Source organism: Acinetobacter sp. ACZLY 512 (assembly GCF_023614015.1).
Classification (GTDB): Bacteria; Pseudomonadota; Gammaproteobacteria; order Pseudomonadales; family Moraxellaceae; genus Acinetobacter; species Acinetobacter soli.
The window spans coordinates 366632-381286 of the sequence record NZ_JAKIVI010000002.1; the positions used below are offsets into that span (position 1 = coordinate 366632).

Annotated in this window: 14 protein-coding genes; 9 read left to right on the forward strand and 5 right to left on the reverse strand. The window is 45.5% G+C overall.

Features of this window, described 5'->3' with window-relative positions; translation table 11 throughout:
- Window positions 1-46 precede the first annotated feature (46 nt).
- Window positions 47-772, forward strand: a complete 726-nt coding sequence (locus L2096_RS04140; protein WP_004933826.1) for an outer membrane protein OmpK — start codon at window positions 47-49, stop codon at window positions 770-772.
- A gap of 61 nt (window positions 773-833) precedes the next feature.
- On the opposite strand, the gene hpxO is transcribed toward L2096_RS04140, so the two are convergent.
- On the reverse strand, window positions 834-1991 hold the full coding sequence (gene hpxO / locus L2096_RS04145) for an FAD-dependent urate hydroxylase HpxO (RefSeq protein ID WP_004944763.1): 1158 nt from the start codon (window positions 1989-1991) through the stop codon (window positions 834-836).
- Between the two features lie 213 nt (window positions 1992-2204).
- Between hpxO and alc the strand changes: the two genes are divergently transcribed.
- The 4 genes from alc (at window position 2205) to L2096_RS04165 (ending at window position 5671) form a co-directional block, all read left to right on the forward strand.
- Entirely contained in the window at window positions 2205-3209 is a 1005-nt protein-coding gene (gene alc / locus L2096_RS04150) for an allantoicase (protein ID WP_004933818.1), read from the forward strand.
- A gap of 14 nt (window positions 3210-3223) precedes the next feature.
- The gene (locus tag L2096_RS04155; protein WP_048765364.1) at window positions 3224-3739 is read left to right on the forward strand and encodes an ureidoglycolate lyase; all 516 of its coding nucleotides are present in this window, start codon (window positions 3224-3226) and stop codon (window positions 3737-3739) included.
- 102 nt (window positions 3740-3841) lie between these two features.
- Complete coding sequence (locus L2096_RS04160; RefSeq protein ID WP_250364924.1) at window positions 3842-4612, forward strand: hypothetical protein; 771 nt, start codon at window positions 3842-3844, stop codon at window positions 4610-4612.
- Window positions 4613-4762: 150 nt separating this feature from the next.
- Window positions 4763-5671: an AEC family transporter gene (locus L2096_RS04165; RefSeq protein WP_250364925.1), complete on the forward strand. Its 909-nt coding sequence runs from the start codon at window positions 4763-4765 to the stop codon at window positions 5669-5671.
- A 49-nt stretch (window positions 5672-5720) separates the two neighbouring features.
- On the opposite strand, the gene parE is transcribed toward L2096_RS04165, so the two are convergent.
- On the reverse strand, window positions 5721-7601 hold the full coding sequence (gene parE, locus L2096_RS04170) for a DNA topoisomerase IV subunit B (protein WP_250364926.1): 1881 nt from the start codon (window positions 7599-7601) through the stop codon (window positions 5721-5723).
- A gap of 15 nt (window positions 7602-7616) precedes the next feature.
- The gene (locus L2096_RS04175; RefSeq protein ID WP_250364927.1) at window positions 7617-8201 is read right to left on the reverse strand and encodes a YqiA/YcfP family alpha/beta fold hydrolase; all 585 of its coding nucleotides are present in this window, start codon (window positions 8199-8201) and stop codon (window positions 7617-7619) included.
- A 216-nt stretch (window positions 8202-8417) separates the two neighbouring features.
- On the opposite strand from L2096_RS04175, the gene L2096_RS04180 reads away from it, so the two are divergent.
- Window positions 8418-9761 carry a GPI inositol-deacylase gene (locus tag L2096_RS04180; RefSeq protein WP_004933805.1) on the forward strand — a complete coding sequence of 448 codons (1344 nt, stop codon included), beginning with the start codon at window positions 8418-8420 and terminating at the stop codon, window positions 9759-9761.
- A gap of 59 nt (window positions 9762-9820) precedes the next feature.
- On the opposite strand, the gene L2096_RS04185 is transcribed toward L2096_RS04180, so the two are convergent.
- The gene (locus tag L2096_RS04185) at window positions 9821-10333 is read right to left on the reverse strand and encodes a disulfide bond formation protein B (protein ID WP_004933803.1); all 513 of its coding nucleotides are present in this window, start codon (window positions 10331-10333) and stop codon (window positions 9821-9823) included.
- An 18-nt stretch (window positions 10334-10351) separates the two neighbouring features.
- Window positions 10352-11929 carry a glutamate--cysteine ligase gene (gene gshA, locus L2096_RS04190; RefSeq protein WP_104123997.1) on the reverse strand — a complete coding sequence of 526 codons (1578 nt, stop codon included), beginning with the start codon at window positions 11927-11929 and terminating at the stop codon, window positions 10352-10354.
- Between the two features lie 208 nt (window positions 11930-12137).
- Here gshA and L2096_RS04195 point away from each other — a divergent pair, with 208 nt between their 5' ends.
- Genes L2096_RS04195 through L2096_RS04205 form a run of 3 tightly spaced genes read left to right on the forward strand, consistent with a single transcriptional unit; the run spans window position 12138 to window position 14622 of the window.
- Window positions 12138-12677, forward strand: a complete 540-nt coding sequence (locus tag L2096_RS04195) for a DUF924 family protein (RefSeq protein WP_004933797.1) — start codon at window positions 12138-12140, stop codon at window positions 12675-12677.
- A gap of 42 nt (window positions 12678-12719) precedes the next feature.
- Entirely contained in the window at window positions 12720-13292 is a 573-nt protein-coding gene (locus L2096_RS04200; protein WP_025095631.1) for a CC0125/CC1285 family lipoprotein, read from the forward strand.
- Window positions 13293-13314: 22 nt separating this feature from the next.
- Entirely contained in the window at window positions 13315-14622 is a 1308-nt protein-coding gene (locus tag L2096_RS04205; protein ID WP_004933790.1) for a DUF445 domain-containing protein, read from the forward strand.
- The last annotated feature ends 33 nt before the right edge of the window (window positions 14623-14655 follow it).

Consider the following 14655-nt stretch of genomic DNA (forward strand, 5'->3'; position numbering starts at 1 on the left):
AGCCCCGGCGCGCTATTATTGACGCGCTTTTATGGGGATAAAATTTATGAAGCTGACGCAACTGGCCTGTGCCGCATTGATGATGACTGGCAGCGCCGCACTATATGCGAAACCGATCTGGCAAGATTTTAGTGTGACAGGGCTTTACGGGGAAAATTACGAAGTGGTGGATAAAAAGGAAACCACCATTACGCTTGAATATGCAGCCAAAGTGAAATATGCCGATGTGTTCTTTTTTATGGATCGCATGCGTGGCAGCGACGATTATAAAAGTACCTACTTCGAGCTTTCACCTCGTTTTAGCTTAGGTGAAATTACTGGGCATTCCTTTGCCTATGGGCCAATCAAAGATGTGTTGGTGTCGACCACATGGGAAAGCAACAGTGCCAATGGCAATAACTTTGACAACTTCCTTTACGGCTTCGCGGTCGATTTCAACGTCCCGTATTTTCAGTATTTTGCACTGAACTTTTACCGTGCCAACAACGAAAAAACCGACGATGACTACCAGATGACAGCGGTCTATGCGCTGCCATTTAAAGTTGCTCAGGAAGAGTTCTTGGTAGACGGATTCATGGACTGGTCAACCGCTGAAGGCGATCATGCCAGCGAATTAAACTGGACCACGCAGTACAAATGGAACGTGGGCAAACATATTTCACCAGACACACGTTTGTATTTAGGTATTGAGCATTCCATCTGGAATAACAAATTTGGCTTAAAAGGTTTCGACGAGCATAACGTCAGTGCCTTGGTCAAATACCACTTCTAAAATATCAACATCGGGATACGCCATGTATCCCGATGCCAACTCATCTAGACCTCTAAAGACTTTAATCCAACGGATTTCCCACAATATTGCCAATAATGCCATTCATAATGTGCAACCCTTTTTCCTGACGCAATTCTGCATACCATGCATGGGTCACAGCTTCATCTTTCATATGCGTCACATCACAGCGTTTACGGGCCCGAAGTACCATTTCATTGGCGCGTTGGTTGCGCTTCTCCTGATAACGTTTCAGCGCGTCTTCTATACTTAAAGTATTGATTTGCAGTGAACGTGCCAGATAAATCGCATCTTCCATCGCCTGACAGCCACCTTGCCCGATATCCGGCGTGGTGCTGTGCGCAGCATCGCCCACCAAAACCACGCGACCTTTGTAGAACTGTGCAAACGGCTCGATATCACAAATTTCGACCCGATTGGTTTTTTGCGGATCTAAGCGCTCAATCAGGGTTTGCACTTGCGGACACCAGCCTGAGAAATATCCTTTTAATTGCTCTTTATAAGTAGATCTGTCATTTTCCAGACCCGCAGCTAATGGCACATCTAAAAAGAAATAAAAGCGACCATTGGCCACAGGCATGAGTGAAGCACGTTTACCTTCGCCCACATAGGTGGTCCAATGATGTGGGCCAGCCAAATCTTCAGAAATCTCGACCAGACCGTTCCAGTTGACATAACCGGCATAACGGCGCTCGACCTGCTCACCCAAAACGTAAGCACGAGTAATTGAATGCGTTCCATCAGCGCCCACCAGTATATCGGCATGCGTGCTGCTACCATCGGCAAAGTGGATTTCGACCCCTTGTTCAACTTCTTTCAAGGACATCATGCGCTTACCCAAATGAATATCATCGTGGCCAAATTCATCCATTAGCATGGCTTGCAGTTCGGCACGAGAAACCGGATAAGGGCGCTGACCCACCTCTTCAATTAAAGGCTGCAAACTGAATTCAGTCATCACTTCGCCGCTCAGACCATCCACATAAGCCAGATGATCCATCTGCCCGCCGAGTCGCGCAATTTTATCGGCCAAACCGAGATAATTCAGGCATTTGACGCCATTGGACCAGAGAGAAATGGCGGCCCCAACCGGAAGAATTTGCTCCGCTTGCTCATAAATGCGGACTTGGTGACCAAACTTTTTTAAGGCAATACCTGTCGTTAAGCCGCCCATACCTGCACCAATAATGACCACATTCATGTGTTACTCCTTATTTTTACGACACTTTTATCTTATATTGTCTTAAGCCAAATCCATGCCACGTGTAGGGAAATGCACCAGATTATTAGAATTGGCATATACCCTGCATAACAAAGCACGATGATGATGCATTTTTGTGTCATTCTGAGTTAAAAAGACACATCAACTTACGTCAAGTTGATCTTGATTAATTACTTATAACGGAAATATACAATGGCCACGCTTCTTGCACCAGCATTTGAACTCCCATCAGCACTACATTCGCTAACCAATCTGGCAGATACCAGAATTGGCGCTCAAATTGTTGAATGTTCAGATGATTTTTTTGCTGAGGCAAAGCGGATGCTGCAATTTGAAGCACCAATCTTTGTCGAAGACAAGTTTGACGACAACGGAAAATGGATGGATGGATGGGAAACCCGTCGTAAACGTCATGCTGGTTATGATTGGTGCATTGTGAAACTTGGTGTTGCAGGCACGATTCAGGCTGTCGATATTGACACCACTTTTTTTACCGGCAATTATCCGGCATCTGCCTCATTAGAGGGCTGCTATGCACCAAATGGAGACACTGCACACGCAAAGTGGCAACCACTTTTGGGCAATTCGATTTTAGGGCCAAGCCAGCATCATGTTTTTGATGTGAATCAAGACGGTATTTTCACGCATATTCGACTGAATATTTTTCCAGATGGTGGTGTAGCACGTTTACGTGTCTATGGTGAGGTCCAGATTCAGACCACAGATACAGACCAAACCTTAGATTTACTGGCGTTACAAAACGGTGGCCGCGTCATTGCCTATAGCGACGCACATTTTGGTCATCCGCGTAATTTGATTAATCCGGGCCGTGGTGTAAACATGGGTGATGGCTGGGAAACCAAACGTCGCCGTGCGCCAGGATTTGACTGGTGTGTACTGGCACTGGGCAAAGCAGGAAAAATCGACAAAATTGAGATCGATACGGCACACTTTAAAGGGAATTACCCTGCGCAAGTATCAATCCAAGCCATTTATATTGAAAATGCAACCGACCCACAGTTAATTCCGCAAAGCATGTTCTGGCCATTCCTTCTAGAAGCGCAAGATATGCAGATGGATCATATCCATGCGTATATCAATGAAATTTTGGCACACGAAAAAATTTCTCATATTCGCGTGAATATGATTCCAGATGGTGGCATTAGCCGTATTCGTCTATGGGGCAAACTGGTCTAAACCGAGAATTCATTATGCCGCAACGAAACATTCAGATTCAGCCACTCACTGTTGAAAACTTTCAGGCCTTTGGCGAGGTGATCAGCTGTACAGGGCATGCCTTTTTTCACATTAACGATGCGCATACCGAGCGCTATCATGCCATTGTTGAAACGGAAATTCAGGGTGAAGCCAAAGCTGGTATTAGTATTTTTCGAAATATCAAAGCCACTGCTGTGCCATTTCAGATCGAGATGCTTGAGCGACATCCTGCGGGTTCGCAAGCATTTATTCCGATGCAGGGTCAGAAGTTTCTGATTGTGGTGGCGTTGGCCTCAAAAACGCATCCCGATCAACCAGATCTCGATCAGATTCATGCCTTTGTGTCTGATGGCAGTCAGGGGGTGAATTATCGTGCTGGCACATGGCATCATCCATTACTGACACTTGAAGCACCCAGCGACTTTGCCGTGATTGATCGGATTGGTACAGGCCACAATTGTGATGTCTATCGATTCGAGCAACCGGTTTGCATCCAAGAAATGATATAAAGTTTCGCTACGCATTGGCCCCGATTCGTCGGGGCTTTTGATTTTATATTGCGCTAAACTTCGCTAACATAGCGTGTATGACATGAAAACAGAACAAGACCAATGACGATATTTTTTAAACTGAGTGTATTACTTTTAGGCACTGCAATCGCACAAATTAGTGCTGCCGAAATTTCATATGAACAAGAACTTAAGCAAGGCTGCGCCAAGATTAAATCCTATACACAGCTAGGGAAAAAATATTACGATCAGCGTGACTATGCCAAAGCGATCGATCAGTTTGAATTACACGCGTCATGGACACATTTTTGTATTTTAAATCAGGAAGAAAGTGGCTCTAAATTGACTGCACGCGATATGGATCTGGCTAACAATAATGTGGGGCTCAGTTATGCCAAAAATGGACAGCCGCTCTGGGCGCGTGCATGGTTCTTGCGCGATGGCACGACAGATACCAGTCGTTTTAATTTAAAACAGTTGGCTCCACCTGCGATTTCTAGCAGCCTTGAAGGCACCTATGTACGACCAAATGGTTTCGGGCAATGGAATTACGTTTTTGTCAGCAAAAAAGCCAAAAGCTATCAAATCGATTTCCAAGGTTATTATTTTGGATTACGCGGGCTGATTTATGGCCCCAATATGGGTAACTTCACGATTCAAATGCCGCTGAGTCAAAAACAGGCACAGTACCTTTATCAAGACTGTAAAATCGATTTAGCATTTAATGCAGATACCAAAATCGGTCAGTTTATTACCATCAAACAAAGTGAAAGTGACTCCGCATGTGGCTTTGGTCACAACGTATTTGCCGATGGCATCTATCAAAAAGTTGAGTCGGACTTAAATCAAAAAACCAGAAAAGGCTCGCCATAACTTCAAAATACGGAAATACCCATACACAATGATGCGTTAATGCGAAAATAGACAGACTTGTATAAAGATTTACTTAACCCTATAATTTTTAAAATTTTATTATGATTAAAAAAATCCTTAATAAAAATTAGGGTCTATCGAGTTTAAGTTATGGTCATTGAAGTTTTTTTACGTGCATTTTTACTGCTTTTTATTTCCGGAATTGGTTGGGGCGTTGGTAAAAGGTTTAAGCTAGATTCTAAAGATATTGCGGCACTCTTGGTCTATGTAATTTCGCCATTTGTTATTTTTTACGCCATTACTGAGTCACCAGCCAACTGGCGCTATTTAAAATATTCTGCTGGTGCTTTCTTATTGGCTTCTTTTATGGCCATGCTGGGGCTGATATTCGCGCGACTCTTCTGGAAAGACAGTCGTGTCCATTTATTTGGTTTTGCCGCAGGAACAGGAAATACGGGTTATTTTGCCTTGCCTCTGGTTTTGGCAATTTTTGATCCAACACAAATCGCGATTGCCATATTTATTATTATTGGCATCAATTTATATGAATTTACAGTTGGCTATTTTATTACGGCAAAAGGCAACAGTACGTATCGAGAAAGTTTGATCAAAGTCATCAAAATGCCAATTATTTATGCGGCGATATTGGGCATATTATTTAAATATCTCGATCTGAATCTTAATCCGATCGTGTCATCATTTTTAAGTAATTTTAAAGGCGCTTATAGTGTTTTAGGAATGATGACGATTGGAATCACCATCGCGAAATTCACCAAGATCGAATTTGACTGGCTCTATTCAATTTTATCAATTTTCTGGAAACATATCGTGTATCCGGTGGTGGGTTTTGTCATTTTCTATCTCATTTTTCCGACTGATATTTTAGTGCTACAAGTGATTGCCTTAATGGTGGCAACACCTATGGCCGCCAATGTGGTGGTGATTTCAAATAATTTAGGTTTACATCCAGAAAAAGCTGCCACTTCGGTGATGCTCAGCACCGTACTTTCCGTCGTGACTGTTCCGCTCGCGATGTACTTCGTCACTCAGTATTTGTAGGCTTAAATTGTTCTATAAAAAACCCTGTTTTCAAACAGGGTTTTTTTCATTAAACAGCAATATCAGCCAAGTTGCCTTTTTGTTCTAACCAGTGCTTACGGTCGGCTGAGCGCTTCTTGGCCAGTAACTTGTCGAGTAAACCCGCGGTCATGTGTGCATCATCCAGATCCAGCTGAACCAGTCTGCGCGTATCTGGGTCCATGGTGGTTTCACGCAGCTGACTGGCGTTCATTTCACCTAAGCCCTTAAATCGGGTAATTTGCGGATTTTTGGTTTTTAACTTGCTCAGGATTGAATCAAGTTCTTCATCGTCCAAGGCATAAAACACATCCTTTCCGGCATCGATTCGAAACAAAGGCGGCATGGCCACATACAAATGCCCTTCTTCGACCAAAGCTGGAAAATGCTTTACAAACAAAGCGCACAGCAAAGTGGCAATATGCAAACCATCCGAGTCCGCATCGGCCAGAATACAAACTTTACCGTAGCGCAGTTCTGATAAATCATCACTGCCCGGATCGACACCAATGGCAATCGCAATATCGTGCACTTCCTGTGAGGCCAGTACTTCATCTGACGACACTTCCCACGTATTTAAAATTTTGCCGCGAATCGGCATGATGGCCTGAAAGTTTTTATCTCGCGCCTGCTTGGCACTGCCCCCTGCCGAGTCACCTTCGACAATAAACAGCTCAGATTCTTCTCGGGTTTGTCCTACACAGTCGGCCAGTTTGCCGGGCAATGCTGGCCCTGAGACTATTTTTTTACGCTCAACTTTTTTTGCGGCTTTTAAACGACGCCCTGCTTTGGAAATGGCCATTTCCGCCAGTTGCATGGCAATTTCGGCATGCTGATTCAGCCACAGCGCAAAGGCATCTTTGGCAATATTGAGTACAATTCCCGAGGCTTCACGGCTCGATAAACGCTCTTTGGTTTGGCCAGAAAATTGCGGCTCTTGAAACTTAAGCGACAAAATAAAATTCACGCCATCCCAAACATCTTCGGCCGAGAGTTTAAGATTACGTGGCAACAAGTTACGTAGCTCACAAAACTCACGTAAGGCTTCTGTCACGCCAGAGCGTAAACCATTGACATGCGTACCGCCTTGCGCCGTTGGAATGAGGTTGACATAACTTTCCTGAATCTGCTCGCCACCTTCAACATTCCAGCAAATGGCAAATTCACAGCTGGCGCGCTCTGCCTGTCCGCTACTTAAAAAAGCTGGTGCAGGCAAAATCTCACGATCTTCGAGTTCGTCCATGAGATAATCGACCAAACCATTTTCGAATTGCCATTCGATGGTTTCGTTATTGATTTGATCATCATAAATAATTTGTAAGCCGGCTGCCAAAACAGCTTTGGCCTTTAAATTGTGCTTGAGTGCTTTCAGTGCAAATTTAGGTGAATCAAAATATTTGGCTTCTGGCCAGAATCGAACCGTGGTTCCCGAAGCACGTTTCGGTGCTTTACCCGTCTGTATCGCTAAAGGGCCAGTCGGTTCACCGTGCTCAAATACCATTTTATACAGGTTGCCCTGACGCTGAACATCGACCTCTACCCGGCTCGACAAGGCATTGACCACAGAAATGCCCACACCGTGTAATCCACCAGAAAACTGATAATTATCCGTGCTAAATTTCCCCCCAGCGTGCAGCTTGGTCAAAATAATCTCGATACCGCTTTGGCCATATTCCGGATGGATATCCACCGGCATACCTCGGCCGTTATCTTCGACCGATAACGAGCCATCTTGATACACGGTGACGCGGATTTTGTTGGCGTGCCCGGCCAATGCTTCATCGACAGCATTGTCAATCACTTCCTGCGCCAGATGGTTTGGTCGTGTTGTATCGGTATACATACCGGGACGACGACGAACCGGATCTAAACCTGACAAAACTTCAAGTGACTGAGCCGTATATTGTGACACGTTGGGGGACTTCCTTTATTTTAGCGAATAGGACAAAAATGCCAGAATAAATGGCAGTTTTTTTTCAAAATCTTCCATGGCATGGTTACCATGTGCATCCGTGAAAATCAAGGATACAGGCGATGACTGAGTATAATAGCGCTGTGCTTCGCGATAATCCAAAACTTCGTCGCCCTGTTGTAACAGCACGAGTATTTTGTCGGCAACCTCGAGTTGAGCGACCGCGATCTGTTCAAGTTCAATCAGTTGCTGATGATCAAGCGTCCAGCCAGCTGCCACGGTATACGGCAAGGCTTCATCTGCAAACAGCTCGCGAAACAGTTGCCATGGTCGCATGGCCGGATTAATGAGCACAGCAGGTAGATGATATTTTGCGACAAGTTGAGTCGCATAAAAGCCGCCCAGACTACTGCCGACCAGCGCGACATCAGGAAGTGATTCAACCAATTGATCAAGTTTTTGCATGACCTGAAGCGGCGGCAGATTTAGATCGGGTAAATGTAAAGATACCTCTGGATCGTTCTCGGCAAATTGCTTGAGCTGCTGCCCCTTGATGGACTGCGGGCTGCTTCTAAAGCCATGTAAATAGATCAGATTCATCACTACGAACCACGTATAATGAGTAAAAACGGTAAGGCTATATAGGTTTTTTGTTGCAATACGCGATTGTCAGACAAAAAACATCTCTCTACGCGCCATTCATCAGTATGTTGAAACATTGCACTGTATAGCGCTTAAGATGACATATAAACTGTTTTATAGCCTGAAGCATATGAAAAATAAAGTATCGGGCCTTGTGAGTCGGGGAAAATAATCATGACCAGTCTAACTCCACTTCATGAGACATATTGCAAATGGGACCGTACACCGCCCAGTCAAGCGGATGTACTTGAAGGCCTTGCGCAACTGGTGAGCACCAGCTTGTGGGGGGTGCATGATATTGTGCAAATCATTCATCATGAAATTTTAAAAAATACGCTGGGGATGAGCGAACAACAATCCAGCCGGTTTTTGCGTATTCCGCAAGTTCAGAATATCTACACCTTTTCATACAGCATGCTGCAGCGTTATGGCCGTATGTTTATTGCACCCAGCTTGCGTCGTATTATCGAAAAATTTCCAATTTTGCATGACAAACCGCTGACCCCGATGCTGCATTTTTTGGTGGGCGCATTAAACGGTGTACTCGGTGATTATTTACTCAAATATCAAAATCCGTTGGCACTTCCGATGGTGCTTTATGATCATTATGGCGCCTTGCAACAAGGTGATCTGGCTGGCCGTGTGGTAATTTTTGTGCATGGCCTGTGCATGAATCATACCGATTGGTCAAACCGTAATTTTGGCGGCATTGGAGAGCGGCTGCTGGCCCAGCGCGACAACAATTTTATGTTGTATCTGAATTACAATACGGGTCGGCGTATTTCTGCCAATGGCCGTAGTCTGTCAAATACACTTGAAGATCTGATTAACCGAAATCCGGGTATTACCAGTATTGATTTAATCGGTCATAGTATGGGTGGACTGGTGTCGCGCAGTGCGCTGTTTTATGGCAAGCAAAATATGTATCGCTGGATACAGATGGTCGATAATCTGGTCTGTATTGGCTCGCCTCACCACGGCGCGGTACTTGAGCGTTTTGGCTTTTCATTACAAGATCGACTCGGGCGCTTTCCCTTTGTAAAGTTAATTGGCCATCTGGTTAATATTCGCAGCAACGGGATTTTAGACTTGCGTCATGGCAGTGTCCGAGATGATGACTGGGAACATTTAGAAGCCCGAATTGGGCTCATGGATGACAATCGTAAACCGGCTCCACTGCCGTCTCATATCAATACCTTTTTAATTGCGGGCACAGTCGAGTTTAAAAACGTTAAAAACAAGGCCCTGTCGATTATTGGAGATTATCTGGTCAGTGTAAAAAGTGCTTTAGGCGAACATCCCAATCCACGCTTTCATTTAAAAGTTCCCGATGCCCACAAAGCGGTTTTTAATGGACTGAACCATTTTGAAATTCAGTACCATTCGAGTGTTGCAGAGCAGATCACACGCTGGTTTTATCCTGAGCATCAAGATTATGTCACCACAGGTGTCCAAACGCATATGATCAATGTTCCTCAGCATTCAACGCCATCACTTCATGGCATTGCGGAAACCTAACATCAACTCGAAAAAAATCCCGAATGATGCAACATCATTCGGGATTGTGTATTGCATTTTTATTTTTTCTTGGCGTAGATCGGGTAATGGCGTAAAAGCTGCCACACGCAGATCGCCAAGATGAGCACAAAATACGCCAAAGACCATACCGGTAAGGACTGACCCAGAAAGGTCCAGTCAATTGCAGCACACTCACCAGAGCCTTGTAACACTTGCTGCATGACGGTTTTAAGTGGCAATGCATCGAGCAAATAGTTCAGGCCCGGCCCACAGCTAGGTACTTGATCAGGTGGCAACGTTTGTAACCAGACATGACGCGATGCCACACCCACCGACCACAAAATCCCCACTGATGCCAAGAAGGCATAAAAGCGTTTCACTGCATTCGAAACTGGATTATGCAAAAATGCGATCAGTGCAATGATGCCCATCGCCATCAGCCCGACACGCTGAAAAATACACAGCGGGCAAGGTTCAAGTCCTTTTACATGCTCCAAGTAGAGCGCAAAAGACATGCCGACAATACTGGCCAGAACCAATACACCACTTACGAAGCGATAACTCCACTGCATGCGCATTCCTCAAAATTGTTATCGAAATTGAGCAAGATAATCCTCAAAGCTGAGCGAGGATTCTTGTTCGAGTTGATACTGTTGTTGACGTGACTGTTGAGCAAGCTGCTCGAAATAGGCTTGTTTTTCAGCACTTAACGAATATTGATCATAGATATTTGCATGTTGCTCGGCCAAAACACTGCCAAAGCTCCATGTTCCACCGTGGGTCAAGGTGTCTTTTATCACTTGTGCCGACAAAGACTGATTCACGTCATCAATGCGCTGCTGCATAACGCGCAAAGCATCACTGTACAACGATGTCTGGTAGCTTTCATCGAGTAACTCGGCACAGGCTTGCATTTCATTCACATGCTGACGCGCCCAGTCACGTACAGCGTAAACTCCGTCAGAGGTCTCAATTTGAGCCGTTTTCGCGCGACCCCGATTGACCACTTCAGTTTGGTTACGCTCAATCATATCTTGCTCATCACTCTCAAGTGGCGGGCTGTCCAGAAGCAAGCAATACAAAGCGAGTACCTCTAAAAAGCCTGCTGTGTTTTCATCAATTCCGATCGGACTATACGGATTGACATCAACAGCACGCAACTCTACATAGCCAACCCCACGGTTGCGTAACGCATCCGATGGCGTTTCACCGCCTTGCGGCACCTGCTTTGGGCGCACCAGACTGTAATATTCGTTTTCGATTTGCAGCACATGATCATTAATCTGGATCGGCTTACCTTGATCATCATTTAAGCCCAGCGCGCTAAAGGCCTCATACGGCGTTTTTACCGCATTTTGCAAACCTTCCAGATATCCGTTTAGGTTATTGTAATGAATCCCGAGTTTCTTCTGAGCCGAGTTTTGATAACCCAGACGGCCCATTCTCAATGCGGTTGCATCGGGTAAATATAATGTTCCGCGAACCAGTGGCAGTAAATGATGCTCGCGTCCAGTCAGAAAACAGCGGCATACGGATGGGCTGGCCCCAACCAAAAAAATTACCAGTGGCGTCAGGCGGATAAAATTACGAATCAGGGAAAAATAGCGATGGCTTCGATAATCTTGTAAGTTCATCTGCTGAAGCGCATGGTCGGTTTCATGCGCCTGCAAGGCTTCAAACAACGTGTCTGGAAATGATAGATTGTAATGCACACCCGAAATGGTTTGCATACGACGGCCGTAGCGTACACCTAGCCCGCGTCGATACAGCGTTTTAAAGCGACCAATATTGGATGTGCCATAATTGGCCAGCGGAATTTGTTCTTCTTCATCATCGAGCATACATGGCATTGAAAGTGGCCATAACTTCTCACCTTCATCGAGATGCCCATGCACCACCGCATGAATGTCTTTAAGTTCGCTTAAAACTTCTTCAATACTGGCTTTGGGCGGTGTAATAAACTCCATCAAGGCTTCAGAGTAATCGGTGGTGATGCGTGAATGCGTCAGTGCCGAGCCCAGACCGTGCGGATGGGGTTGCTGTGATAAAAAGCCGTTGCCTTGCATGCGCAAGCTCTCGCGCTCGATGCCCCGCAACATGCCGTTTAATAATGACGAATCCACCCAAGTTTGCACTACAGATTGAGAGGTCGAATTGGGTTGACTCATGGACAATGCTCGCTAATGATAGAACTACTACACAAAATCATAATGTTATTAGTATAACGTGAATTATGTTGGGCATAGCAGCGGCAAAACTAATTTCGAAAAAATTGAATATTTTCATTTCGGCACTTTTTTATCACAAACTTAGTATTTAAGACATGCAAGATTTGTGATTTTATTGAAGAATATCTGCTAACGAGCTGTAATTTCGATGAATTATCAAGACGTATTGGATTTCTGGTTTGCCCCCGAACACACCGATTTTTGGTATGCCAAAGACCTGGCATTTGATCAGCTGATTCGAACACGTTTTGAGGCAATACATCGGCAGGCCTGTGCCGTCGAGCTTTGGTCATGGCGACACACACCAGAAGGCCGTCTGGCCGAAATCATTGTGCTGGATCAGTTTTCACGCAATCTTTATCGTGACAACGCCAGTGCATTTGCTCAAGATCCACTCGCGCTGGGCCTTGCACAAGAGGCGATCGCGCTCAAACTCGATGCACAGTTAAGCCCAGAGCAGCGCTCATTTTTATATATGCCGTTTATGCACAGTGAATCGAAAGCCATTCATGAGTTTGCGCTCAAACTGTTTCAGCGCTTGGGTAATGAAACCAACCTAAGCTTTGAAAAAAAGCATAAGCAGATTATTGATCGATTTGGCCGCTATCCGCACCGCAACGCCATTTTGGGGCGCACCTCCAGTGCGGAGGAGCTTGAATTTCTTACCCAGCCCGGCAGTCATTTCTGATGTGTCTGGGCTAATTTTGCCTCGTCCTTGTTGGAGGTTGTTATGAAGTATCTTCCTGTTTCGATATTGCTTGCCACGAGTCTGGCTTTTACCGGCTGTGCCAGCTTACCGCATAAACCCAGAACCTTCGATCAACTGGGGCAATTTTCCAGTTATCCGCTAAATAGCCAAAGTTTTCGCATTGGATTTAAAGCGGATTCCTCCGTGAGTTATGGCGCCGCAGAAGAAATCACCTTGGTCAAGGCTGCGCAAACAACACTCAAAAATGGCTTTCGCTTTTTTAAGGTGCTAAATGATCCGAGCAATATGGCCCAGAAACCACCGCGTCAGGCTGTAGTGTATTCATCGCCAAGTATGTATTACCCTTATGGTTATTACCGACGCCATCCTGCCTTTTGGCCGGACCCGTTCTTTGATACCCCACAAGTGGTCAATCTCGATCCGGTTGAAGTGTCTTATACTATTGCATGTTTTAAAGATCAGAAAACAGCGCCGTCAGATGCTTTTGATGCCACTTTGATTCTTCGCTCACTGGGTGCCAAGTATGGTTTGGGCCCAAATGGCGAAGTGCTTATGCCTCAGCCTGCTGCTGCGCCGAATATGCCCAAAAACTGACCCCAAGGACTAAGCAAAGCCTATGCAGCCAGCGTCTACAACCCACTCTCCCAACCTCCACCGTAGCAAACGTCTGGCGACGATCGCGCTGATCAGTGCGGTCGTGATGTGGATTTTGCTGATGATTGCAGCAAAATTCTTCCCTGAATATGCATGGGTGATCCATATTTTTATGCTGGGTGCCGAAGCGGGCGTGGTGGGTGGGCTCGCAGACTGGTATGCCATCACAGTTCTGTTTCGTAATCCTTTTGGAAAAATTCCAATTCCCAAGTTTTTACTCGATCACACCGAAATTATTCCGCGCAATAAAGCCCGAATTGCCGAGTCGATGGGACGCTTTGTACAGGAAAACTTTCTGTCGCCGCAGGTGGTCGAGCAAAGCCTGAACAAGACCGACCTGAGCCTGGCAGTCGGTCAATGGCTTGAAAATCCTAAAAATAATACCCAAGTGGTGCAGTTGATCCAGCAGACCGTGCCGAAATTATTTGAATTTGTAGGGCAGCAGCAAATCGCGCAGTTTATTCAGAGTAACAGCGTAGAGTGGGTAAAAAGTACTAAAATCAATGCACTGGCCAGCGAAATGCTGCGTGCGGTGCTTGAAAATGACTTTCATCAGGATGTGTTGCAGCGTGGTCTAGATCTCGCACATGAATGGATTGTGACGCACCCAGAACAAGCCCGTGAACTGACCCGTACCTTGTTTAAAGAGCTGGGGGTATGGAAACTGGCCAAAGGAGCCAGCTGGATTGGAATTGATGTACAACAACGTACCATCGATTCACTGATCGAAAAGGTGGAATCGATGCTGGCCGATCCTGAACATCCGTGGCGCCAAGGCATTGAAGAATATACCCAAACCCTGATGCTGCAACTTTCGGATGGTCAAAGTGATGCCAGCCAGCGCCTCAATGCAGGCAAAGATGCCTTGCTGGACAGTCCACAGGTTTTAAACTTTATCAGCGGTGCCGTGGTGATTTTATGTGATGCCGTGAAGCGCGATTTACTTAAAGCCGACTCTGGCATTGCACACAACTTACAGGTGGCCATTCAGCAGGTGGGGCATAATCTGGTTCAAAACGCGGCCGTGCGTCAGGTACTTAATGAGAAAATGACTGGCTTGGCCATCGTGTTTAGTGATCAGTACAGCGATAAAATTATTCGCTACATCAGTGAACGCATTCACGAATGGGATTCCAGCGAAATGATCGGAAAGATTGAAAATGAAGTGGGTGGCGATTTACACATGATCCGGGTCAATGGCGTGGTCGTGGGTGCCTTTATTGGACTGACGCTCGGGATTATCCGTGCATTGTTCGATTATATGCTATAACCGATTGATCATTATTGCGTGGACATTCAACCA